Here is a 24794-nt window from a genome sequence, read left to right as displayed (position 1 = left end):
ATTTTTAGAAATAAACTCCAATCTGAGCCGAAACAGTATCCGCCGTGCCACCTGTGCCAAGTGTAGGTGCATTTACAAGTCCTGGAGGTGCTGCACCATTAGCAAATTGATTTTTCCCATAATCTATTTCATGTCGGTATTCGATGCTTTCTACAGTATCTTTCCAAATAGAAATATTAAATACTCCGATAAAACGTTGTTCCGGGAGATTTAAAGCCAGTGCGTCTTTAGTCCATTGATAACCAACCCCTATGGAAGAAGGTCTGTGAAAAGCTCTAAATGTCATATCAATTTCAGTTTGTAATGCCTGCGGTTGCGCACCACGACCATTAAAGCTTAAATCTTGGGCCCTGAATGCTTCGACTGCACCAACCCATTCAGCTGCAAAGTTAAAGCGGTCAAATGCTAAGTTACCGTACACATCAACTGCTTGGGTTTTACGTACTGCTTCATTTCCATTAAGCAAGGAACCAAAACCACCGAAAGTTCCTGGGTTGGCGGCGGTATTTTGCATTCCGGCTGCATCATTAATCGAACTGATGTAGCTTGCGCCCACCTCACCATGAATTTCGTTAAATGCATAGGAATATCCCGCATTCACCCCACCTACACCTGCCCTTCCAGTCGTGGTGTCGCTTCGATAGATGTAAGTCGCAACAAATGGCCCTGTATCTTCTTGTGATTTATAACCGAGGATAAAAGGTCTTGTTTTCGTGCGTGCCATATCCAAAGTTAATGGAGAGCTGATCATCGAGCTGGAATAACGCCCAAAAGGAACATACAACTGCCCTGCAGTAAAATAGAAGGGAGTTCTATCCAGATTACCAATATTCACAAAGCCCATATTTAAGTTAAATGCAGAGTTATTAATTCTTGGGCCAACCTCAGGGGGACTAGCATCATAGGCTATCGCAATATAAGCCTCAACATTTTGGTTTAATGCAGCCGCAACATCCAGCTCACTTGATCCTAGAGTTAAATCAACATTAGTACCTCCAACATAATTACTGTTGATCATGCCTACAGGTTCGGCTTTACCACTAAGCGCAATGATTGGTCTTTCAGGGATTGGATATCCCATGTTTTGATAAGCCCTATATAATCTTCGACGTTGTTGCATCAAGCGAATGTCGCGGTTGATACTCGAAATATTTACAATATAGTCAGAGCCATCAAACGCAGGTCTATCCCCTAAATAGGGTGATGCGACTACGGGCGTTCCTGCAATGTAGGTGACAACACGATTGTCCGCGACTAAGGCTGTTGGGTAAAATCCTATTGATTCTGGATGCTCTACGGGAGTATGCACTGATAAGGTTGATGAATGATATTTTATCATTTGATCTTGATGAGCATTATGATGCTCATGTTTCTTTCCATGCTTTTTAGGAGAAGCAGGTTCTTGTTTCTTTGCCTTTTTATTCGTAGGAGTTGAATGGGTCCGTTTATTTGAAACAAGTTCCTTTTGTAAGGCATTTAATTGAGTTTGAAGTTGTTCTGCTTGTTTTTGCAAACGAGCAATTTGACGCTGCAACTGTTGATCATGTTCCGCATAGAGTGGCGATGACAAACAGACTAGAGCCAATAGGATTTTTTTATACTGCATGCGGTACTCCTGTTCATTATTTTTACTTCCACATCGGATAGGGCAGAAAATTATATCTTGGGAAACAAGGAGTGGCTAGCTTATTTTTCACAAATTTGCCTAAATTTTGCAACTCAATGATTTGTATAAAAAAAACCCATAGCGTATGTATGGGTTTCAATTAGATGATTGTCTTAAATTAGGGAATTGTCGCTATTTTAGGCATTACCAATTAACTTTAGACCAAAATAGGGACCAAAAACGCCATAATCCACTGGACGAACAGGACCAAATAAATTGGGGAATAATTGATCTTGCAGTACGTTAAAGTAATTGACTACCTGATAGCCCGCTTGAATGTTTGCCATCCCTATTGGTGTATTATGTGCATAATTCACCCCAAGTTTGGCTTCTAGGCTTGGAACAACACCCTTTTTACGGAAAAATACTTGTTCTACAATAGCCTCAGTCGGTGAGACGACAAAACCAGCATGATACTTATTGGTTCCAATGAGAATAGATCCTGCACCGTTTGCGGTTAGGCTAAGTGAGTTGGTAATGTAATAGGCGTAATCAATTCCAACAACTGGTCCGATACCTTTGTAATCACTATTGTCAAATTTGGTAAATGGATTACTTCCAATAAAGGGAATTTCCTCGGTTATGTAGTAGTTTTTAGATGTTGATTCAATATTCGCATATTGTAACCCCCCGTAGAACCGCATCTTGTCTCGCATACTGAGATCGGTGTACTGCCCCATAACTACGTTAACTTGGTCTATTCTATTACGACTAATTAATTCAAAAGGAGCCGGAATTTCCGGTAGGCCTATTGCAGGAATAGTAAGAACACCTAAAAATTCTGTTGGATCAATGGATGTACTAAAATGCATCCAGTTAATGGTTATATCATTTCCGGTATTAAAATGATAAGAGCCTTCTAAACGATAGCCCCAATTCCAATCATTTTTTATTTCTTTATTTAGAGGCAATGCACCAAATTCTATGGCTTTGGCAGGACCATAAATTGATCTTAGATAAAGCGCTTGTGCACCAAAGTCCCAGAGATTTGTAATACATGGAACGGTAACATTACTTGGGGTGCATGCTGGACCCATGCTACCTGCAGTAGCTACGCTTGCTACCAATCCTAACATAGATATAGTTGCTTTCTTAAACATGAATACTCCATTAGAAAAAAAAAGCCCATCATTAATGACGGGCTTTTATAAGATCTTAATCAATTAAGAAATTAAACATTTCCTACATACTTCAGACCGAAGTAAGGACCAGCAGCACCGAAGTCAGTTGCAGTAACTGGCAATACAGTTGCATTCAATGCATGGAAGTAGTTAAACCACATGTAACCAGCATCCAGAGTTAAATCACCTTGTGCCATTGCATAAGTGTAGTTAGCACCTAATTTAGCTTCTAATTCTGGAACGATTGCAGTTCTGCTTCCGCTAACATCGAAATCAGCTACCAAAAGACCAGTTGCTGGATCGAATGTATCAAGATCAAATCCATGCTTTGCTGTACCGACTAATATTGCAGTAGCTGCTTTAGCATAAATACCGAAGCCGTTACCGAATACGTAGTTCATGTCAATACCAGTACGTGGACCAAAACCGTTGTATTGAGTGCTACCTTCTAGGCCTACATCAACACCTAATTCTTCTTCATTAACTTCAGGAGCTTCAAAGGCAAATTGGTGCATGCTTCTCTTGATGCTAGCGAATTGGAAACCACCATGGAAACGGATTTTCTTGTTCGCGCTGAAGTCAACGAATTGACCCATTTCACCGTTTACTGCATCCCATCTGTTCTTGTGGCCATAACCAACTAATAAATCTGGGTCAAACTCCGGATTAAACTCGTGGTTATTCCAGCCAGTGTCTAAATGATACCAGGTTAAAGTAATGTCATTACCAGTATTAAAGTGGTAAGAACCTTCAATTTGGAAACCCCAGTCCCATTGTGCAGACAAATCAGTGTCAAGAGAAACACCATTTGGGGTAACATCTAAATCTAAGGAAATGTTGTTATCAGTCATTACTTGTAAAACAAGAGCTTGTCCACCGATATCCCATGCACTGCTTGGGCAAGGAACAGTAACATTACCTGGGGTGCAAACTGGGCCCATGGTACCAGCGAATACTGCACTGCTACCTAAAGCAAGAACAGCTAACGCTGTTTTTTTCAAATTTAACATGCTTATCTCCACTTTTTATTATTATTTCCGTTCGTTACCAATTTTAATATTGAGCAACGGTACGCATATTCGCTCTATACCGAGAGCGTACCTTGCTCAATTATCCAACCGGACTTTCATAAAGTCAACAGTATTGATTAAATTTATTAAAATGATAGCGAATTAAATGTTTCCTATATACTTCAGACCGAAATAAGGACCTGCAGCGCCAAAATCAGTAGCAGTTACAGGCAGAACGGTTGCATTTAACGCATGAAAGTAGTTAAACCACATGTAACCCGCGTCAAGAATCAGGTCGCCTTGTGCCATCGCATAGTCATAGCTAGCACCTAACTTGGCTTCTAATTCTGGAACAATTGCAGTTCTGCTTCCACTAACATCGAAATCAGCTGCTAAAAGGCCAGTTGCGGGGTCGAACACATCAAGGTCAAATCCGTGCTTCGATGTACCGACTAATATTGCAGTAGCTGCTTTAGCATAAATACCAAAGCCGTTACCGAATACGTAGTTCATGTCGATACCGGTGCGTGGACCGAAACCGTTGTATTGAGTGCTACCTTCTAGGCCTACATCAACACCTAATTCTTCTTCATTAACTTCAGGAGCTTCAAAGGCAAATTGGTGCATGCTTCTCTTGATGCTAGCGAATTGGAAACCACCATGGAAACGGATTTTCTTGTTCGCGCTGAAGTCAACGAATTGACCCATTTCACCGTTTACTGCATCCCATCTGTTCTTGTGGCCATAACCAACTAATAAATCTGGGTCAAACTCCGGATTAAACTCGTGGTTATTCCAGCCAGTGTCTAAATGATACCAGGTTAAAGTAATGTCATTACCAGTATTAAAGTGGTAAGAACCTTCAATTTGGAAACCCCAGTCCCATTGTGCAGACAAATCAGTGTCAAGAGAAACACCATTTGGGGTAACATCTAAATCTAAGGAAATGTTGTTATCAGTCATTACTTGTAAAATAAGAGCTTGTCCACCAACGTCCCATCCAGTACTTGGGCATGGAACTGTAACGTTACCTGGGGTACAAACTGGCCCCATGGTACCAGCAAATAGTGAACTGCTGCCCAAAGCTAATATAGCTAAAGTTGTTTTCTTTAAACTTAACATGCTTATGTCTCCGCATAAATTATTATTGTTTCCTATTTCTATTGATAACTCTCTACTAGGAGTTGTCATTAGCATGCCTTCGTCGCTTCAGGTCGATGCATGCAACAGTGTGAGTATTAGCAGTGGAATGAAATAAGTCAAGAAATTTACTAAAAAAAATTAATATTTTTCAATGAGATATGTCTTTTTTGTTCATTGGATATTTTTTTTGAGCAGCATGGTAATTCTTTAAATCGTCATGCTGATTGTAATCAGCTGTAGCGATGACCGGTAAAGGTTGCACAAAAAGTCAAATGCTAAGGATAGTAATATAGAGAATAAATTATAACTTGCAACCATTATTTTAATTAAATGACGTATAAATGGTTTAAACATAATTTTTCACATCTATTTTTTGATGAGCGTGATCTCAACTCTTCGGTTTGCTGCCCGGCCTGCATCCGTATCATTTCTAGCGATAGGATAAAGCTCACCAACCCAAGTCACATGGAGCTTTTCTTTAGGAACACCAAGCTGTAATAGATACTTTTTAACGACCCGTGCCCTGTCTTCGGATATTGCATTGTTATAACCCTTACGCCCATTCGCATCAGCATAACCCACTACTCTTATTTGTTGGATTTGTGGGTCTGCATCCACATATCGGGCAATCCGGCGCAATTGATTTTTATAGGCATCCGTTAACTCTCTATCATCTTCGTTATAATGAAAGACACTTTCTCTTATTTGTTGGTAATCAAACGGCAATAGATTGCCAATACATTCTTGATAACGGGAATAAGGTTTCTGAAACCCAATAGGGGATAAGGCAATTGTGGTGCTCATTCCTGTTTCTGCACGGTAAATGAAATTGGGTTCATAACCTTTTAATAAAAAGGTCAGTAACTTTAACGTTGAGTCCCGTCGTAGATAAATACCGTATTCGCCCGGTTTAACCGTTAATTGCCCTGCTAAAGCGGTCGGTCCAGCCGGTTTCCACATAGGTGATTTTATAATCAGTTTAGCGGGTAAATATCGCTGGACTTCATCCCAAGTTCGTAGAATGAAATGGGGGGATTTTGTAGCATATTGTTCAAAATACGCGATCCCATAATTTGGAATAGTAAGAGATAGGCCACATCGAAGTGGATTACGGCTTACTCGCCATCCCTTTGCCCCTAAGGGATTTGCAAAATGAACTTGTGTCATGGGGTATGCCGTACTTATTGTAAGCATGGCGCTCAACGCAACACATGTTAGAAATTGTCCTTTGTGATCCACAAATGCCATCTTTTATTCATTCCTGCCACTCATTTCATGTTATCCTTAGTTATCGGCAAGAACGCAGGAATCTTTACTATGCAAACATTAATAATTAATCGTCCTGATGATTGGCATGTCCATCTTAGAGATCATGAGATGCTACAACATACTGTGGCAGATAGTGCACAACACTTTGCTCGTGCGTTAATTATGCCGAATCTTAAACCGGCTCTCACTACATTATCTTCCATTGACGCCTATAGAAATCGAATTCTCACTGCCATTCCTAAAGGCACAAATTTTGAACCTTATATGACTTTTTATCTCAATGACTCTGTGAGCGCTGACGAATTGCAGCAAGCAGCTCATATTCCTTATATTCTCGGTGCCAAACTTTATCCAGCCGGAGCAACCACTAATTCTGAAGCAGGTGCAAAATCTCTTAAAGATCTTTATCCCCTTTTTGAAACCTTACAAAATAGCAATTTGGTGCTGCAAATTCATGGGGAAGTAACTCACAGCGATATTTTTGAACGCGAGTCTCTATTCATTGATGAGTATTTAAAACTCATAGTGAATAATTTTCCCAGGTTACGTATTGTTTTTGAGCATATATCGACCCAAGCTGCTGTCGAATTTGTGACTGAAGCCCCAGCAACTGTTGCCGCGACGATTACGCCGCACCACTTATTATACAATCGCAATAAATTGCTCGTTGGCGGAGTCAGACCGCATTATTACTGCTTGCCTATTTTGAAACATGAACAGGATCAAAAAGCGTTACAGAAGGCCGCATGCAGTGGTAATCCAAAGTTTTTTGCCGGCACAGACAGTGCCCCACACAGTGTCAGTGCGAAGGAAACTGCTTGTGGCTGTGCAGGAATTTATTCGGCCCCATTCGCAGTTGCTTTGTATGCACAGGTGTTTGAGGAGCTGAACCAGTTAAAACAACTCAACAACTTTCTCAGTCGTTTCGGTGCCGAATTCTATCAATTACCCCCTAATCAGCAGACTATTGAATTGGTTAAATCGCCACACACGATACCTAACCATCTGCCTTTCGGCTCAAGTCAAGTTGTCCCAATTGCTGCGGGTGAAACCATACCATGGAGTATACATGAACCCGTACGATAGTTTGCCTTGCCTTAATCTAAAAGAACGATTTCGTGGATTTTTACCGGTAGTCGTTGACGTAGAAACTGCCGGCGTCGATCCCTATAAAAATGCATTACTCGAAATGTGTATTGTATTCATTTGTATGGATGAACAAGGTCATTTTCACCGTGGAGAAAGTTACTTCGAGCATATTTTGCCGTTTCCAGGTGCTGAATTAGATCAAAAATCTCTGGAATTCAATCAAATTGATCCTTATCAACCCCTGCGTTTTGCTGTTGATGAGAAAATTGCATTAGAAAATTTATTTCAGCCTATTTTTGCTGCACTTAAAAAAACTCAATGCCAACGCGCTGTGTTAGTTGGCCATAATGCTTGGTTTGATTTGTTATTTATAAAGGAAGCAATAAAAAGAACCGGTGTTAAATCGCCATTCCACTCCTTTACTTGCTTTGATACAGCAACCTTAGGCGGATTCATTTATGGACAAACGGTATTAGCCAAAGCTGCTCAGGCAGCAAAAATTCAATTTAATGCTCAAGAAGCACACTCAGCCATTTATGACGCAGAAAAGACGGCTGATTTATTTTGTCATATGGCCAATATGTGGAAAATGATGCAAGAGACTGCAACGACATCGAGCAAAAAATGATTCGATTTGAAGTGTCGAATTTTTCAACCTGGTATTTATTTGAAGAGGGCTCTTCTCCCCAAAAAGAGAAGATGTCCATAAGGACAGATGGGGTACTTGTTGTTCTTGATGCTTTTTCAATTCCCCCCTCTCTCAGAGTGAGAAGAGGAGGTTCTTGATACTCGAATTATAGGTTTTCAGAATGCTCTGCCAAATAAGCAGCCACACCTTCAGTAGATGCCTTCATCCCGGCTTTACCTTTTTGCCAGCCTGCCGGACACACTTCACCATTTTCTTCAAAGTGCTGTACCGCATCAATGATTCTTATAATTTCATCCATATTACGACCGATAGGCAAATCATTAACGATTTGTGAGCGGACTACGCCATTCGTATCAATAATAAATGCGCCGCGGAATGCCACACCTGCAGCAGGATGTTCAACTCCATAAGATTGGCAAATACTATGGGTAATGTCAGCAGCCATAGTAAAGCGAACAGGACCTATGCCTCCCTTATTAATTGGAGTATTTCTGTATGCGTTATGAGTAAAGTGTGAATCAATAGAAACAGCCACCACTTCCACATTACGGCTTTTGAACTCATCGAGTCGATGATCTAAAGCAATCAATTCAGAAGGACATACAAAAGTAAAATCAAGAGGATAAAAAAATACGAGACCGTACTTACCTTTTAAATGCTCGTGTAAATTAAATTTATCCATAATCTCACCGTTAGGCATAACAGCCGCTACGGTAAAATCAGGGGCTTTTCGTCCCACTAATACACTCATTCTATGATCTCCGTCATTTTAGTTATTATTTATGGTATTCACTCATTCATTATGCCGCAATTGCATCACGCAACATGGTTTCTAATTCACCTTGTTGGAACAGCTCGGCAATAATATCAGAACCACCGATTAACTCTCCCTTCACATAGAGTTGTGGGAAAGTCGGCCAATCAGAATATTGTGGTAATGTTTGGCGAATGTCAGGATTAGCTAGAACATCGACATAGGCAAAATCGACACCACATGACTCAATGCATTGTACCGCACGCGCAGAAAATCCGCATTGTGGCATTTTTGGCGATCCTTTCATATAAAGTAGAATGGCATTTTCTGCTATTTGCTTTTTAATTTTTTCTAAAGTTTCCACTCACACACCTTAAATAATAAAATTAATTACACTCATTATCGCGAAAACCTGTTGGGCCCGCAACCAATAAATTTTTAGCACAATAGATTAACAGATCCTAGGCAAAAAGCCAACTAATGTCCCATTTGATCTAATAATAACCAAAGAAATCCTGATATCAGGTACTCGCTCATGTTCTTTTATAACATCACGCCAGGAGTTACTGTCACCTCACTGCTTTTTTCGTTATTATCGACGATCTTCATTGAATATCATGTCCTTCCTGCTAAACTTACCGGCAAAATAAAATAATAGGAGATTAGGATGACATTTACATTGCCTGAGTTACCATATGCCAAGAATGCGTTAGAACCCCATATTTCCAGTGAAACCCTAGAGTATCATTACGGCAAACATCATCAAGCCTACGTGACCAATTTGAACAAACTTATTCCTGGAACCGAATTTGAATCCATGGACCTGGAAGAGATCATCAAAAAATCAAAAGGCGGAATATTTAATAATGCCGCACAAGTTTGGAATCACACCTTTTATTGGCATTGCCTGAGCCCCAATGGTGGTGGTGAGCCCAAAGGAAAGTTAGCTGAAGCGATCAATAAACATTTTGAATCCTTCAGTAAATTTAAAGAGCAATTCACTCAAACCGCAATCACAACTTTTGGTTCTGGCTGGGCCTGGCTTGTTCAAGATAATACGGGCGCTTTAAAAATAATCAGCACCAGTAATGCAGGCACTCCGATGACTGAAGGTTTAACCGCATTATTGACTTGCGATGTCTGGGAGCATGCTTATTATATTGACTATCGTAATGTGCGTCCGGACTACGTTTCTGCGTTCTGGGCTTTAGTCAATTGGGATTTTGTAGCCGGCAATCTAAAATAAGTTCGTTCTTTTTTACTGAGGGGGTCTTTACCTATACCCAAGCAAAGAAAGTTGTGGCTATAATGGCACCCTCACTATCTCTCTCTTAAATGGGAGAGATCATTTTTGAGTAGTGGACATCCTTCAGTTTTAAGGAAAATATTATGGCTCTAATTACAAGTTACAATCCCATGCCAATCACTTTTACCCATGGAGAAGGCGTTTGGTTGTATGACGAACATGGAAAGAGTTATCTTGATGCCTTAAGCGGGATAGCAGTTTGTGGGTTAGGACACGCCCATCCTGATGTGACAAAAACCATACAGCAACAAGCAGCTAAACTCATTCATACCTCCAATACGTTTCATATCAAACAACAAGAATTACTCGCTGAAAAGCTGACAACCATGACGGGAATGGAGCAAGCTTTTTTTGCTAACTCCGGTGCCGAAGCAAATGAGGCAGCGATTAAATTGACTCGCCTTTTTGGTCATAAAAAAGGCATAGAAACCCCTTCAATTATTGTTATGGAAAGAGCGTTTCATGGTCGCACCATGGCCACTTTAACTGCTTCTGGGAGCCGTAAGGTGCAAGCAGGTTTTGAGCCCTTAGTGCCTGGGTTTATTCGCGCGCCTTTTAATGATTTGGATGCCATTCACACGATTGCCGCAAATAGAGAGGATGTGGTTGCGGTGATGCTTGAACCGATTCAAGGTGAAGGTGGAATTTATGCTGCGGAAGAGAGCTACCTTCGCGCCCTCGCCAAGCTCTGTGATCAACACGACTGGATGCTTATTTTGGATGAAATCCAAACTGGAAATGGCCGTACAGGAAAGCTTTTTACCTACATGCACTACGACATTCAACCTGATGTCCTCACTACTGCCAAAGGTCTAGGTAACGGTGTCCCTATCGGTGCATGTCTGATGAGTAAACGAGCAAAAGACTTATTTAAACCAGGTAATCATGGCTCGACTTTTGGTGGCAATCCTCTGGCTTGTGCTACCGCGTTAACCGTATTGGAAGTTATAGAGCGCGATAAAATTTGTGATAAGGTCGCCAAAAACAGCGCCCTGTTAATGGAACAATTAATCAAAAATCTTGGGGAAAATCCCAGTGTGAAAGGGATTCGCGGTAAAGGCTACATGATAGGCATCGAACTGGACCGACCCGCGATTGACGCTCGTTTACTGGGACTTGCCAATGGCATATTATTTAACGTTACTGCTGATACGGTGGTACGACTTTTACCCCCATTAATCATTAACGAAGCAGAAATAGAGGAATTAGTTAATCGATTAACGCGCACCCTGAATCAATTTCTCAGTAATTAATTGTCCTACTCAGATCCTAAGATCGCGATAAGCGGAGCTCCCATAATCAGAGTTTCCGCTTCTTTTGAACGCTTCGATTAATACACTTCTTGTTTCATGATTTCAAAGAAATCGATTATCGTATCATAAATTTTTCTTAGGGCTTGATTCTTTGCTTTTAAATTCAAACAGGTGTCTTCTTCCATAGCTCCTGCTTGCAACTTGTCACAAATCAAATCAAACATATGAGTATCGATTTTTTCTAACTCTGGAAGTCTTTGGTTTATTTTTTCGAGAAGCATCTCTTTTTTATTTTTTCTTGACTCAAATAACCTTCCCTCCAATCGATTCATTAAATCCAGCAATTCATTTTCTCGACCACTGCACGTAATGCGCATAAACCCGTCATGTTTTGACAAGCCAAAATAAGATAAAGGGGTAATCATCAGGTTATCTTGGAACAACAAATAATAAGCCAATTCCTCATCTGTTTTGACCATCCCGGTTTTCTGCAGAACTCGCGCTGCTTCCTTGGGTAAAGGCAAACCGAACATATCACTAAAATCAGCAAGAACATAAAAAGTAGCTTCTACCTGGTATAAGGGATCGGGCATGGCAGCGCCCATAGCTTTCAAGCGGTCAACGACATAATCGACCTTTTTCTTGTAGAACGTCGCAATGCTCTTTTTTTCCTCAGACCCGAAATGAACCATCGTTTCGGCATAGGCTGCTTGTGCTGAGCGTGGCGCATGAATGAAATAGCTTATGTTTTTATTAAGCATTTCATTCATCAAACTGGATTCAAATACTAAAAGAACTGCCATACGTTCGCCCGCTGCGGAGAGGGCTTTCGTTGCTGACCGTAAAATGATTACCCGTTCTTTCAGATCCGGGGCAATTTTTAAAAAAGAGGGCATTTCTAAAAAGCTCATCTCCGTATAGGCTTCATCAAAAATGATGTACAAATCAGGATAATCGCGCAAAACATCAGCAATTTTTATTAACTCGTCCTCATCAATGATATTTCCTAAAGGATTGGATGGATTGCAAATCAATACAGCTTTGGGCCAGCCATGGTCCATTTCTGCGGCGGTATACGCCTCTTGAATACTCCCCGCCACTGCTTGCGCTGTGAGTTTATATCCAGGCTCATCCATCACATGAATAGGATGTAAACAATGCAACGGATTGTTTGAATAGGCACTATAATACGGGAAAGGGGTAATAATTCGATATCCTGGCACATCCTCAAAATGCGTATTAAAGGTTTCAAATAATACCCGCAGTGCTCCAATTCCACCCACCGTAAATAAAACATTTTCTGCTTTAATTTCTGTCGCGTACCAACGCGACATGATATCAGCCATTAATTTTCGTGGTGCATAGTCTCCGCGAGGATCTCCATAATCAATCGCTATATCTTCATCCACTTCATGAGGCTCTAATCGCCATTTTTTAGTTAAATCATCTAATCGTTGCCAATAGGAAAGATACGAAGCAACAGTCTGTGAGTTAATGGGATAGGTTGGTTTTCCAAGACCGGCAAAGATTAATTTTTTTGTTTCAGATGAACCTTGTGTCTGAATTTCATCTCTTAAAGTATTTGCCCAGAGCGCCAACAGCATCACTTTTTCAATTTTATTAGCACAATGTCCATCAGGAGTTAACATAATGTCACCGAAAATTAAACTTTGCCCATTATAACAGAATACAAATAAAACAGAGCATCAACTTTAAGCACAGCTGAATCAATATGAATTCTATCCATCGCCCATATCGATTTGCGCAAAATCACGGCACCCCGCCCCAATTAACAACAATTAGAAAGTTAGGGAACGATTTATCTATGCTATGCTTAACAATACAAGTTACTTCTATTTCAATTAACTTGATTGACCCAGCTCAAAAATACAGGATAATTCGTGTTTTTTAGAACTGGGTGACCGATAGACGCTAAATTTAAAAATTATTATTAATAATGGAAAAAGATGGCAAAAAAAGAAACCTCCAACTCGACGAATTTAGTAGCCGATTTAGAAAAAACAATCAATACCTTGCAAAAGAAAGTCAATCATTTGGAAGCACAATGTACTCAATTGAAAAAGCTTCTTGATGCCTTGCCTGGCGACATTTATTGGAAAGATTTAAATGGAGTATGGTCGGGAATAAATCAACGTTGTATTGAAAGCCTCCACCATATGAAATTTATCAAGGAGTGCAATGAAAATGAAGTGATTGGTAAAACCGATTATGAGCTATTTAGTAAACAAACGGCTGATCTTTTTCGAGCGAATGATCTGGAAGTAATCGAAAAAAATGTTGAATTGTCCCGAGAAGAAAAAACGATTTTACCCTCTGGCGAAGAAGTCATTTTGCTTTCCACTAAAAGACCTTTGTTAGATAAATCAGGAAAAATTGTTGGCATAGTTGGCAATACCATCGACATCACTTATCTAAAAAAAATCGAAACGGAGCTCATGAAGGCTAAAGACAAGGCAGAAGCAGCGAACCGAGCTAAAGATGAATTCATTCGTCATATGAGTCATGATATTCGTACCCCATTAAGTGGGATTATTGGTATGTCGAGCATTCTGGAGCAAGAGGCTCAAAATACCCAAGAAAAAGAACATGCACGCATGATTAATATCAGTGGAGAGCATCTCTTAGCACTGCTTAACGGAGTACTCGATATTATCGCTGCGGGCAGCCAACAAGAAAATGTAATTCATGAATCGGTATGCAATGTTCATCATCTGATTCGCAGCATCACCGATCTCGAGTTTCCCACCATAACATTGAAAAATTTAAACTTAATAGTGTCGATTGATATCAATACCCCAGAATGGATCGCTACTGATGAGGTAAAGCTTCATCGGATTTTATTAAATCTATTGGGGAATGCGGTTAAATTTACGGAAAAAGGTTTTGTTGAGATTGGTGTCAAGCCAAAGTCGCACAGTCATGGAAAAACATTCCTGGAGTTTTTTGTCAAAGATACCGGACCAGGCATTAAGCCTAAAGATAAAAACAAGATTTTCAAACGCTTTTATCGTGCAACGCCTACCGATCAAGGGATTTACTCAGGTCATGGTGTGGGTTTGCATATAGTGAAACGCTATACTCAATTACTAAAAGGAAAAATACGTGTGGACTCAACCGTCCATACAGGAACTACGTTTACCCTGACCATTCCCGTACATCTTGCGGAAAAACCTGCCAATCAACCTGAACCGCCCCCATCCACCCTCATCATGCAAAAAAATCCTTCAGCAAATGCAGGTCACTCACCTCTTGTATTGCTGATTGAAGATAATGCGATTGCATTAAAAATGTTAGAGAATCTGTTGCAACAATTGGGTATTCGATTTTTATCTGCATCTACAGGGAGCAAAGCGCTGGAGTTATTTCAATCCCATACCTTTGATTGGGTATTAACTGATATTGGTCTGCCTGATACGACGGGGATCCACCTAGCAAAACAATTTCGTGCGCATGAGCAAAGCAATAATCAACCCCCAACCCCGATCATTGGCTTGACCGCCCATGCGGTGTCTGATGTAGAAAATGAGTGTCTGCAAGCAGGGATGAATCGAGTCATTACTAAACCCTTGCGAAGCAACATGGTGGAGGAATTTTTGGCGCGTTACAGCACGATACAAACTAACGAGTTACCGACCACAAAATTGGAATCCATGCTGCCAATTGATGAGTATCCATTATTTGATTTGACACACGGCATAAATAATCTTGGCTCAGAAACGGCACTCAAAAAAATAATGCCTCTATTCATTGAAGAAAATGTCAAAGATTTGATAAAAACGACCCAGGCTTGGGAAAAGCAAGATCTCATTGAAATTCATAAAATTACCCATAAGATAAAAAGCAGTGCCCTTTATTGTGGCACCATCCGCATGCGTCATGCGTGCGAAGCTTTGGAACGACATTTCCAACGCCATCCGCAAACTTACCCTCAAACCCTCTACCAACAATTTCTCCAGGTGCATCAGGAAACCATAACAGCGGTACAAGATTGGATTCAACAATAACCACTTTATCAATGAATTTTAAACCGAGTCATCTGATGTAGCGCTGAGTATTATGCAAGAATTTAAGGTTGCGTTAATACGAAATAATCTATAATTAAATGGGTAACACAAGAGAAGATTATTATGGTTGGCTATTTCCGTCTTAGTAATATTACTTATCCGTTTTTATATAAAAAAGCTAAAGTTGGCATTGAAACCAATGTTTCGCCGTTAGCTCTGACACTAGAACACCGTAATAATGTGATTATTGTACATGACTCAATACCCGTTGAATCACTTAGTACATTTTTTGCATATCTTAAGACACAAGAGGATTTCACTACAAAACATATCTTGTTTGGAGTGGAAGGCCAAGGAGCTACCGAACGCCACATTGTCACCATGCATCTTCCCCCAAATGGAGCACAGCCTAAAGTTTATGACTCCAAATACAGCAATCCTGAGCGTTTTTTTTCGGTTCCTACGCCAAACAATAGTATTGTCAGCATCGTTGGGGCTATATTTCATTCTATAAATCCAGTTGCAGAACGTGGGCAAACAGTGAGCTTAAGCCATTTCGGAATTGACCAATCAGCCACATACTATGGCTTGGGAACGCAATCATTTTTTGATGGCATTACTTGTGGTTATCATACGGGACATCTCATCAAAACTTTAGCCGATTTACTTGAGGATGACCCCGATTTCGATTCAAGTCCTGAAGCACTTTTAGATAAATTAGTCGCTCCGGTAACCACTTCGGCAAAAGAATTGCATGCTCAAGAGGCCCCAATAGTCCCTCAAACCTCCTTTTTCTCCTTTTTGAAAAAGGCCTGGCAGGATACCTTTTTACCTCTTGTCAATGAATATGAACGTAATAACTATCATTTTGGGCACTATTTTATGGGTTGGCCATCACAGGCAAAAGGCTCTAAAATTGCTTATTTTATTACGTTCAAGTTTATTACCAGCCCATTAACTAATTTACTGTCACTTGCACTTGAGTTCCCACTTAATTTGCTCAGTGAAACATGCTCCTTTTTAAAAAACCAGCTCCTCTCTTGGGCGCCAACCAATCCAATCACCCAGGGCATACGCAGTGTTCTGTTGCTTACCGCTATCGGACTACAAGGGCTGTTTAAAGGGGCAAACTATCTGCTTAGAACCATTACCTCGCCGATGGCCAGTTTTAAAGCAGCACATAAAATCCATCCTGCTTTAGGATATCTCAGCGCGTTGGCCTCAGTATGTTTTATTGGCGGAATAATAGCGACTCTCGCCGTATTTGCCCCACCTATCGTCGCAGCCCTTATGCCGGCTATGGGGCCTGGAGCATTATCGATGCTCTCTACTCTCGCCTACCCCTTTGCCCAGTTATTTTCATTAATAGGCGTATCGATTGCCGCGGCTACTGGAGCAACTCTCTCTCTAGCGACAGGAGCCTTGTCTTTAGTTGTCCTACATTCACTCGGTCGCAAAACCATTTATCCTGAGAGGGATCTAGGTGTAACGACCTTTGATGATAGTGATATTCCTGTAACAAGTAATGTAAGTGCCCATATGGGAACAACCGATCCCAGTCCCAATAATAGTCTAGATGATGATGAATTTGTTCCACTAGGAGAGTCTAATTCGAGTGACATGTTAAAAAGCAGTTTCGGAAAACGTATCTCAGAAAAGCCTACCGAGCAACCAAAAATTGTGGCAGGAAGCTCAGACTTCAGGATATGATAGGTTAAAGTCCAAAATTTTTGTAAAAACCATGCTTCCCATGAACACACTTGATACATTAATAGCTGAAGTGGATAATGCACTCCGTACTTTATTTCCTCCAGCACAGAGAATGAGTGCTCGCCCCTCACCCGCAGAACCAATTAACGACACGAAGCTTTCGATACAAGAAAAGAAACACATTGCCGGTCTTATGAGGGTCAATCATGCGGGGGAAGTTTGCGCTCAGGCACTTTATCAAGGCCAGGCTCTTACAGCACAACTAACGCATATAAAACAGCAAATGAACGATGCCGCGGCTGAAGAAACCGATCACTTGGCCTGGTGTGAAAAGCGACTGGTGGAATTGGATTCAAAACCAAGCATCTTAAATCCTTTTTGGTATGGCGGCTCGATGATTTTAGGGGCAGTTGCGGGCTTAGCCGGAGATAAAATCAGCTTAGGTTTTGTTGCAGAAACCGAGCGACAAGTCTCTTCTCATCTTCAACGGCATTTGGATAAATTACCCGAGCACGATAAAAAATCGCATGCGATTCTCAGGCAAATGAAAGAGGATGAAGAACAACATGCAGCAACTGCGTTGAAGGCCGGGGGTATTGAACTTCCCTATCTCGTGAAACAGTTAATGCGTGTTGTTTCTAAATTAATGACTAAAAGCAGTTACTATGTATAATAGTCTGATGAGACGGAGCAAAATCCGCAATTAAGTGGTTGAAATTCTAGAAACTAAACGAGATAGAGCTATGGCGCAAGGAACTATGGGATATGGACTCGGCCATTTTATTCACACTTTTTGTTATCATAATTGCTTATGCCTTTGACTTTATCAATGGCTTCCATGATGCAGCAAATTCCATAGCGACGATTGTTACTACCAAAGTTTTGACCCCTAAACAAGCCGTAATATGGGCTGCTTTTTTCAATTTCATCGCTTTTTTAGTGTTTAATCTGACCGTAGCAAAAACCATCGGTGAGGGACTAATTAATACTGATTACGTCGATGCACATTTTATTTTAGCCGCATTGGTCGGCGCTATCTTTTGGAATCTTGTCACTTGGTATTATGGACTTCCATCAAGCTCAACGCATGCACTCATTGGTGGGCTAGCTGGTGCTGCAATAGCCAAAGGAGGATTTTCATCGCTAAAAATATCCGGATTTGTCAAAGTTGTCGGAGGAATTTTTATTTCGCCGGCGTTTGGATTATGCGTTGCGCTGCTTATGACCTATTTTTTTAATCGATTATTACGTCATAAACAGAAAACTGAACTGAAGCTGTTTAAAGGATTTCAGCTGTGTTCCTCTGCACTACTTAGCTTAACCCATGGGAGTAATGACGGACAAAAAACCATGGGCATCATTTCTATCTTGCTGTTTTCATCAGCATGGATTCAAGGTCCATTTTATGTTCCTTGTTGGGTAGTTATTTCATGCCAGGCAGCCATTAGTCTTGGAACACTAGCAGGAGGATGGCGCATCGTACGGACTATGGGGACCCAAATAACCAAACTGGATACCATGAAGGGCTGTGCTGCTGAAACTGGCGCGGCCGTTTCGCTTTTTATTGCGACACAATGTGGAATTCCCGTCTCCACCACCCATACCGTAACCGGAGCAATTGCTGGAGTAGGTTTAACTAACGGAATCGTTGGCACCCATTGGTCTGTTCTCAAAAGAATTTTCTTTTCCTGGCTTATTACAATTCCTGCAGCAGGAATAATCTCGGCTGCATTGACATTAAGCCACATCTGAGAAGAACTGGTGACTACGCCTCTTTCCTACTTCTGGGAGAGGGGATTTCTTAACTGATGCAACGAGCCGGAATATTCGCCTATTTTTTTCTCAAAGCGCTATGGCTGTAACTAAAGGAAAAATAAATTAGCAAACCAACCACCATCCAAATCACAAAACGGATTAGGGTAATTGAGGGCAAATGAATGATTAAATAAAAACAGGTTGCCATCCCTAAAATAGGCACATAGGGCATCCCGGGAGTCTTGAACGGGCGGTGCATTTCTGGCTTTTTATAGCGTAAAAACAATACCCCGGCACAGACTATAAAAAATGCGAATAACGTACCTACATTCACCAGCTCAGCCAAAATATCCATAGGAATAAAGGCAGCCAGTGATGCCATTAAAACACCACACAATAAAATAATTCGTATGGGAGTATGAGTCGATGGATTGGTTTTGGAAAAAAACTTAGGTAATAAACCATCACGCGTCATTGCTAACATGACGCGTGTTAAACCATAAAATAATACCAACATGACCGTAGTCAATCCTGCTATAGCACCAACACTGATCAGACTGGCTAAGGATTTATAACCTAAAACTAATAAAGCATGACTAATCGGAGATGCAACATTAAGTGTACTGTAGTGCGCAATTCCTGTGAGTAATCCGGAAACGATAATATATAAAATGGTACAAATGAATAATGAACCGATTATTCCTATGGGCAAATCACGCTGGGGGTTGATTGCTTCTTCAGCAGCTGTCGATACCGCGTCAAATCCAATATAGGCAAAAAATATTAATGAGGCACCTTTAATTACGCCCTCCCAGCCAAAAGGTAAAAATGGTGACCAATTGGCCGGGTGGACTTCTCCTGCGGCGATCACAATAAACAGAAGAACCACAAAAAGTTTGATCATGACCATAATATTATTGACTCTGGAGCTTGATTTAACCCCCCAAATTAATAAAGCGGTTAAAGTCGCAATAATCATGCAAGCTAATAAATTAAAGATCCCCCCATCTGCAGGACCATGCAAAAATATTTTGGGGAGATTTATTTTCACCGCCATCAGGAAATCATTTGCATAACTGCTCCAACCGACAGATACTGCGGAAACAGAAATGGCATATTCCAACAACAAGTCCCAACCCACAATCCAGGCCATTAACTCACCAAAACCGGCATAAGCATATCCATAAGCACTGCCACACCCACCTATAGATGCAGCCAGCTCCGCGTAGGATAAAGCTGAAAAGATACAAGCAAACCCAGCCAGTACATAAGAAAAAATAACCGCGGGTCCAGCATCTCTTGCCGCAACAATTCCGGTCAAAATAAAAATACCAGCACCGATAATCGCCCCAATGCCTAAAAGAGTGAGATCAAAAGCTGTTAGACATTGAGTCAGCTGGGATTCCCCCTCCAATGAAGCATTGATCTCTTTTTTACGAAACAAGTCCATGATATGCTCACAATTTTGAAACTCATATTTCTATATAAATAAGCAAGAATGCTGCCAAATCAAAACTAGGAAACCCTGATCAAATTTATATTTGTAGTATAGATCTCGCTTAGGTTTAAATTAAATGAAAAACTTTACCTTACCAATGATCATTATTGGTCTTTTCACCCTGTTTTCTTTTAATACGTACAGTAGTAATTCCTCCATTATGTCTTCTTCATCTGTAACGCAAAAAGAACAAAAAAGCAATAAAGTGGCTTTGACAACCGAAGAGCCCAAAGGGTGTAAATATTGGCTTCCATTATTTAAACCTTTTTGCCATCGGCTACATCAGGTATGGACTGAGGGACATACCGATTTTTATCTTTCTGGTTATGCATGGCATAACCGCTTTACCTATTCAGCCGAACAGATCCGAGAAAAAAAATACAACGAGCTTGCTTGGGGAGGCGGATTTGGCAAAGGATTTTTTGACGAGAAGGGAAACTGGCATGGTCTGTACGCCTTTGCGTTCCTTGACTCTCACCGTAATATAGAACCAACTGCAGGATATGCTTATTTGAAAGTAGCAAATCTGACTAAAGAGTTTAAAGCAGGTTTGGGATTTTCTATTTTAGTTACAGCACGCCCCGATATTCTACACAATATTCCTTTTCCAGGAGCCGTGCCATGGGCTGGGGTATTTTATAAAAAACTGTCCCTAAAAGCCGCCTATGTTCCTGGATCATCAACGAATGGCAATGTTCTTTATATTGTAGGAACATACTCTTTTGATAAATAAAAGAGTTGTGTGTAATCCGTGTTTTGGGTAACCCGCCTTGTCGCAGCATCATCCTTTTTGTGGTACAAAAACTCCAAATGACGATGCGCTATCCGGCTAAGATAGATCTTCATCTTACCAAGAAGTCGAACTGTATTTTTTAAGATAATGTGCTATGTTTTAAGGACTTCCATCAGAAAATTGATAAAATGAAATCCTTTATTGAACAAGCGCAATTTTACGCCGCATATCATCAAAACATTCAGACACGCTACACGCACATGGCCGGAGTTCCGATCATCATCTTGTCGGTAATGATCCTGTTGGGTTTTATAAAAATAATTATGCCGGGGGTTTTTGCTACAAACCTTGCCTGTATCGGTACGGTGATTGCTTTAATTTATTATTTTCGTTTAAATTGGCAATTATCTTTGGCGCTTACGCCAATAATGCTCATCCTGTTATTAATCGCCAATTGGTTTAGCCAAGACGGCCCCACAACATTAGGCGTTTGGTCATTTGTCATTTTTTTTATAGTGGGTTGGGGTTTACAATTTTACGGCCATTATTTGGAGGGCAAGAAACCCGCTTTCATGGATAATTTATGCCAAGCGTTTATTGCTCCTTTATACTTAGTTGCCGAACTCTTTTTTATGGCCGGCCTTATGTCCTCGTTAAAAGCACAAATATACGGTTCTGAAAAAGATACGCTTTAATATGAAGGTTGGAGCCTTGGCCCAACCTAGTCCGTATAAAATTAAAGATATTTTTAGTTTTGACTGTCATCAGAATAGATTGTTTTGCTTTCCAAATGAATCTTACGAAAAAACTGATGAATCAAAGGGGAAAGTATCGTCACCATAATCGCAATAAAAGCCAAACCACTGAATAAGGCGTAACATCCGGCAAAAATCTTTCCAGGAATTGTGACCAAATTGGATGCAGGGCCCATACCCGAAAGAATCATCGAAGCATTCATAAATGAATCAACCCAGGACATCAGCTCCCAATGATGATATCCCAACATCCCTATAAATAGGGCGGCTGCGGTCATCAGCATTCCAAAAAAAGCATTACGCAGCATATGCTGGTATACATTCGCAGGGGTTAGGATATTTTTTTTCTTTTTCCTTTGTTTTTTCATACGTACTCCCTGTACACGAGTCATCCGTTCAAGTCCCGGCAAATTGCGGCATCATTATTTTAAAGCAATAATGAATTTTTTGATTGCGTTTAAAGTCCTGATCTATCGTTTGTGCGCTTATGTCTTGTACTGAATATTTTTCTTTAAGTAAAGGATCCAATTTAAATTGACGGAAGTTAGTAGAAAAATATAGGACACCATCTGGATTTAATAACCGCATGGCGGAGTTTACCAAAGCAACATGATCGCGTTGGATGTCCAAGGTATCCGTCATGCGTTTGGAATTGGAAAAACTGGGGGGATCTAAAAAAATGACATCAAAACGATCGCGAGCGACTTTCAACCATTCCCGGCAATCAAACTGCACAAACTGATGTTTCGATAAATCAATATGGTTGAGCTTGAAGTTGTCCTCAGCCCAGCGTAAATAAGTATTAGAAAGATCGACATTGGTTGTCAATGCACCCGCTAAAGCGGCATGAATACTGGCACTGGCGGTATAACAAAAACAATTGAGAAACCGAGTTCCTGGTTTTAATTTGGCGAAACTTAAGCGCATTAAACGATGATCTAAAAATAATCCGGTATCCAGATAGTCATATAAATTGACTTTTAATTTGGCTTGGCCTTCAGTAACAATCATAGATTGTCGACTTTGCCCTAGCTTTTGGTATTGCTCACTTCCTTTTTGTTGTTTGCGTTGCTTTACTACTAAATGATTAGGTTCCAATTCTAATACTTTGGGGACCACTTGCATCACTTCGAGGCTACGTTTCTCTGCTTTATGGGCAGGAACACTTGCAGGCGCAGCGTATTCCTGGAGCACAGCATAATCATTATATACATCAATTGCGTAGGCGTATTCCGGTAAATCGGCATCATAGATTCGGTAACAGGAAATATGATTTTTTTTCGCCCATTTTTGTAAATGGCGATAATTTTTTTCCAATCGATTAAACAGCATTTGTGCACTTTCAGATAAAGTACTGCTCATGCTCCCTTTAAGCTCATTCGTAGCATGAATATCCAAACAATAAAGCTTGCACTCCAGCGCACCATTATAGAGGGTGTATTGTTTGTTGGCACGTAATCCTAAAGCTTTAGCCAGCATCGGATTAGAAGTCAAAACTGCTGCCTGCCAACCTTGATAATGTTCATGCAAAATTTTGCCGAGCTGCTGATAGAGGGGAACCAAATGGGTCGCCTCACTGAGACGCTCTCCATAAGGAGGGTTACATACCACTAATCCTTTTTTTGCTGATGCCTTAACTTCTTTTAATGCTTGAGTTTTAAACTCAACCAATGGGGCGACCCCAGCGCGTTCGGCATTTGCACGTGCGATAGCAATTACTTTATGGTCCGCATCCGTGCCTAATAAAGTGAATGGCATCGATTTAACCTGCTTCAAGGCATCGACCCGCATCTTTTCCCATAATGACGATTGATGTTGTGCCCAATATTGCAAGGATTGATCTTGGCGCAACAAACCAGGGGCAATCTGTGCCGCCATCATAGCCGCCTCAATAACTAATGTGCCTGCACCACAAAAGGGATCATGTAAGGCATAGCCTTTAGAAGCCAATTCAGGCCATTTAGCGCGCATCAGTAATGCCGCAGCGACATTTTCCTTTAAAGGCGCCGCGCCTGCTTTATGGCGATATCCTCTTTGATGCAAACTGTAGCCCGTAAGATCAAAACTCACCGTAACCACATCATTTTTTAAATAGGCATGAATCAGAATTTGTGGTTTTTCTTTATCCACAGAAGGACGAGAATGATTCAATCGTCGGAAATGATCGACGATTCCATCCTTAACGACCTGAGCACCATACATAGTGTTACGAATATGCTCGGAAGAACCATGAAATTCAATCGCAATGGTTTTATCCTGTGAAAAAACCGTCTGCCAATGAAATTCGGTACACAGTTGATGAAGAGATTGTTCATTACCGGCGTATCCGCTAAAAAGAATTAATTGGATGCGATTGGCTATTCTTGACCAAAGACATAAGGTGTATAAGGTCAATAAATTGGCCTCTCCATAGACGCCTTGAGGGTTAACCCGGGTAACCGAAAGGCCTAAAGCTTTTAATTCCTCTTCTAATAAATACTCAAGCCCACGTGGACAGCTGATAAATAGAGAATATTTCATTCTATGGATGACCTCAAATAGCGGAAAAGTGCTTTGGCAGCGCCTGTATTTTTTTCTTTCTGCTGATCATCAACTGCTTTTTTAATGAGTTGTCTTAAGTGCTGGACGTCTTCAGGTTGATGCGCTTCAATAAACGCGGTTAAGGCTTCTTTACCCTCGTTGATTAAGCGATCACGCCAATACTCCACCTCGTGAAAAGATGCTGTCACTGCGCTGTCTTCCTCAAGCAGCCGCTCATAAGCAGCCAAAATTTCTTCATAATCGGCGGCACGCATCAATTTTCCAATTAATTGCGCTTGTCTTCTTTTGGCACCATGACTTTTAATTGATTTTGCCTCGATAATGGCTTTATATAAATTTTCTGGTAGGGGAAGTAAATCAAGTTTGGTCAAACTTAAGTCGATAAATTTTACACCCATTTTTTGCAAAAAATCGGCTTCTCTTTTTTTCTGTGATTTACTGACTGGTTCATCCATAGCGGGTTCTTTTAATCTCTAAGTGTTCACGCCCTATTCACTGAACGGCTGTTGTGGGCCAT

The 24794-nt window shown here is 40.7% G+C and carries 22 protein-coding genes; 10 read left to right on the top strand and 12 right to left on the bottom strand.

Features of this window, described 5'->3' with window-relative positions:
- Positions 1–4 precede the first annotated feature (4 nt).
- The 5 genes from OQJ13_RS09130 to OQJ13_RS09110 all read right to left on the bottom strand — a co-directional run bounded on the left by OQJ13_RS09130 (position 5) and on the right by OQJ13_RS09110 (position 6188).
- A complete protein-coding gene (locus OQJ13_RS09130) occupies positions 5–1606 on the bottom strand; it encodes an LbtU family siderophore porin (RefSeq protein ID WP_265710552.1) in 1602 nt (533 codons plus the stop codon).
- A 197-nt stretch (positions 1607–1803) separates the two neighbouring features.
- Positions 1804–2766, bottom strand: a complete 963-nt coding sequence (locus OQJ13_RS09125) for an Lpg1974 family pore-forming outer membrane protein (RefSeq protein ID WP_265710551.1) — start codon at positions 2764–2766, stop codon at positions 1804–1806.
- Between the two features lie 71 nt (positions 2767–2837).
- The gene (locus tag OQJ13_RS09120) at positions 2838–3797 is read right to left on the bottom strand and encodes an Lpg1974 family pore-forming outer membrane protein (RefSeq protein WP_265710550.1); all 960 of its coding nucleotides are present in this window, start codon (positions 3795–3797) and stop codon (positions 2838–2840) included.
- Between the two features lie 162 nt (positions 3798–3959).
- A complete protein-coding gene (locus OQJ13_RS09115; RefSeq protein WP_265711914.1) occupies positions 3960–4919 on the bottom strand; it encodes an Lpg1974 family pore-forming outer membrane protein in 960 nt (319 codons plus the stop codon).
- Between the two features lie 387 nt (positions 4920–5306).
- Entirely contained in the window at positions 5307–6188 is an 882-nt protein-coding gene (locus tag OQJ13_RS09110) for a flagellar protein MotY (protein WP_265710549.1), read from the bottom strand.
- Positions 6189–6257: 69 nt separating this feature from the next.
- Here OQJ13_RS09110 and pyrC point away from each other — a divergent pair, with 69 nt between their 5' ends.
- Both pyrC and rnt read left to right on the top strand, forming a co-directional pair.
- Positions 6258–7295, top strand: a complete 1038-nt coding sequence (gene pyrC / locus OQJ13_RS09105) for a dihydroorotase (RefSeq protein WP_265710548.1) — start codon at positions 6258–6260, stop codon at positions 7293–7295.
- On the top strand, positions 7279–7926 hold the full coding sequence (gene rnt, locus OQJ13_RS09100; RefSeq protein ID WP_265710547.1) for a ribonuclease T: 648 nt from the start codon (positions 7279–7281) through the stop codon (positions 7924–7926). Before pyrC ends, rnt begins: the two co-directional genes overlap by 17 nt.
- A gap of 166 nt (positions 7927–8092) precedes the next feature.
- Here the strand turns inward: rnt and OQJ13_RS09095 are convergent, their stop codons facing one another.
- Complete coding sequence (locus OQJ13_RS09095) at positions 8093–8698, bottom strand: peroxiredoxin (protein ID WP_265710546.1); 606 nt, start codon at positions 8696–8698, stop codon at positions 8093–8095.
- Positions 8699–8747: 49 nt separating this feature from the next.
- A complete protein-coding gene (gene grxD / locus OQJ13_RS09090; RefSeq protein ID WP_416209906.1) occupies positions 8748–9065 on the bottom strand; it encodes a Grx4 family monothiol glutaredoxin in 318 nt (105 codons plus the stop codon).
- A 303-nt stretch (positions 9066–9368) separates the two neighbouring features.
- Between grxD and sodB the strand changes: the two genes are divergently transcribed.
- Complete coding sequence (gene sodB / locus OQJ13_RS09085) at positions 9369–9947, top strand: superoxide dismutase [Fe] (RefSeq protein ID WP_265710545.1); 579 nt, start codon at positions 9369–9371, stop codon at positions 9945–9947.
- Between the two features lie 143 nt (positions 9948–10090).
- Positions 10091–11260, top strand: a complete 1170-nt coding sequence (locus OQJ13_RS09080; RefSeq protein ID WP_265710544.1) for an aspartate aminotransferase family protein — start codon at positions 10091–10093, stop codon at positions 11258–11260.
- A gap of 77 nt (positions 11261–11337) precedes the next feature.
- Here the strand turns inward: OQJ13_RS09080 and OQJ13_RS09075 are convergent, their stop codons facing one another.
- Positions 11338–12909, bottom strand: coding sequence for a pyridoxal phosphate-dependent aminotransferase (locus OQJ13_RS09075; protein WP_265710543.1), 1572 nt, complete (start codon positions 12907–12909; stop codon positions 11338–11340).
- Between the two features lie 318 nt (positions 12910–13227).
- Here OQJ13_RS09075 and OQJ13_RS09070 point away from each other — a divergent pair, with 318 nt between their 5' ends.
- The 4 genes from OQJ13_RS09070 to OQJ13_RS09055 all read left to right on the top strand — a co-directional run bounded on the left by OQJ13_RS09070 (position 13228) and on the right by OQJ13_RS09055 (position 18747).
- On the top strand, positions 13228–15285 hold the full coding sequence (locus OQJ13_RS09070) for an ATP-binding protein (RefSeq protein ID WP_265710542.1): 2058 nt from the start codon (positions 13228–13230) through the stop codon (positions 15283–15285).
- A gap of 123 nt (positions 15286–15408) precedes the next feature.
- On the top strand, positions 15409–16995 hold the full coding sequence (locus OQJ13_RS09065) for a hypothetical protein (RefSeq protein ID WP_265710541.1): 1587 nt from the start codon (positions 15409–15411) through the stop codon (positions 16993–16995).
- A 31-nt stretch (positions 16996–17026) separates the two neighbouring features.
- Positions 17027–17668 carry a 2-polyprenyl-3-methyl-6-methoxy-1,4-benzoquinone monooxygenase gene (gene coq7 / locus OQJ13_RS09060; protein WP_265710540.1) on the top strand — a complete coding sequence of 214 codons (642 nt, stop codon included), beginning with the start codon at positions 17027–17029 and terminating at the stop codon, positions 17666–17668.
- A gap of 92 nt (positions 17669–17760) precedes the next feature.
- On the top strand, positions 17761–18747 hold the full coding sequence (locus tag OQJ13_RS09055; protein WP_265710539.1) for an inorganic phosphate transporter: 987 nt from the start codon (positions 17761–17763) through the stop codon (positions 18745–18747).
- A gap of 79 nt (positions 18748–18826) precedes the next feature.
- Here OQJ13_RS09055 and OQJ13_RS09050 read toward each other — a convergent pair whose 3' ends face one another.
- A complete protein-coding gene (locus OQJ13_RS09050) occupies positions 18827–20200 on the bottom strand; it encodes an amino acid permease (RefSeq protein ID WP_265710538.1) in 1374 nt (457 codons plus the stop codon).
- Positions 20201–20324: 124 nt separating this feature from the next.
- Between OQJ13_RS09050 and pagP the strand changes: the two genes are divergently transcribed.
- Positions 20325–20981 carry a lipid IV(A) palmitoyltransferase PagP gene (gene pagP, locus OQJ13_RS09045; protein WP_265710537.1) on the top strand — a complete coding sequence of 219 codons (657 nt, stop codon included), beginning with the start codon at positions 20325–20327 and terminating at the stop codon, positions 20979–20981.
- 188 nt (positions 20982–21169) lie between these two features.
- A complete protein-coding gene (locus OQJ13_RS09040; protein ID WP_265710536.1) occupies positions 21170–21676 on the top strand; it encodes a DUF962 domain-containing protein in 507 nt (168 codons plus the stop codon).
- 53 nt (positions 21677–21729) lie between these two features.
- Here the strand turns inward: OQJ13_RS09040 and OQJ13_RS09035 are convergent, their stop codons facing one another.
- Genes OQJ13_RS09035 through yjgA form a run of 3 tightly spaced genes read right to left on the bottom strand, consistent with a single transcriptional unit; the run spans position 21730 to position 24732 of the window.
- Positions 21730–22104, bottom strand: coding sequence for a hypothetical protein (locus OQJ13_RS09035; RefSeq protein WP_265710535.1), 375 nt, complete (start codon positions 22102–22104; stop codon positions 21730–21732).
- Positions 22105–22132: 28 nt separating this feature from the next.
- Positions 22133–24256 (bottom strand): bifunctional 23S rRNA (guanine(2069)-N(7))-methyltransferase RlmK/23S rRNA (guanine(2445)-N(2))-methyltransferase RlmL, encoded by a 2124-nt coding sequence (gene rlmKL / locus OQJ13_RS09030; RefSeq protein WP_265710534.1) that lies wholly within the window; start codon positions 24254–24256, stop codon positions 22133–22135.
- Positions 24253–24732 (bottom strand): ribosome biogenesis factor YjgA, encoded by a 480-nt coding sequence (gene yjgA / locus OQJ13_RS09025; RefSeq protein ID WP_265710533.1) that lies wholly within the window; start codon positions 24730–24732, stop codon positions 24253–24255. Before yjgA ends, rlmKL begins: the two co-directional genes overlap by 4 nt.
- Positions 24733–24794 lie beyond the last annotated feature (62 nt).

Source organism: Legionella sp. PATHC035 (assembly GCF_026191115.1).
Lineage (GTDB): Bacteria > Pseudomonadota > Gammaproteobacteria > Legionellales > Legionellaceae > Legionella.
The sequence above is the reverse complement of the archived record's forward strand: the minus strand, read 5'-3'. Positions and strand labels throughout refer to the sequence as shown.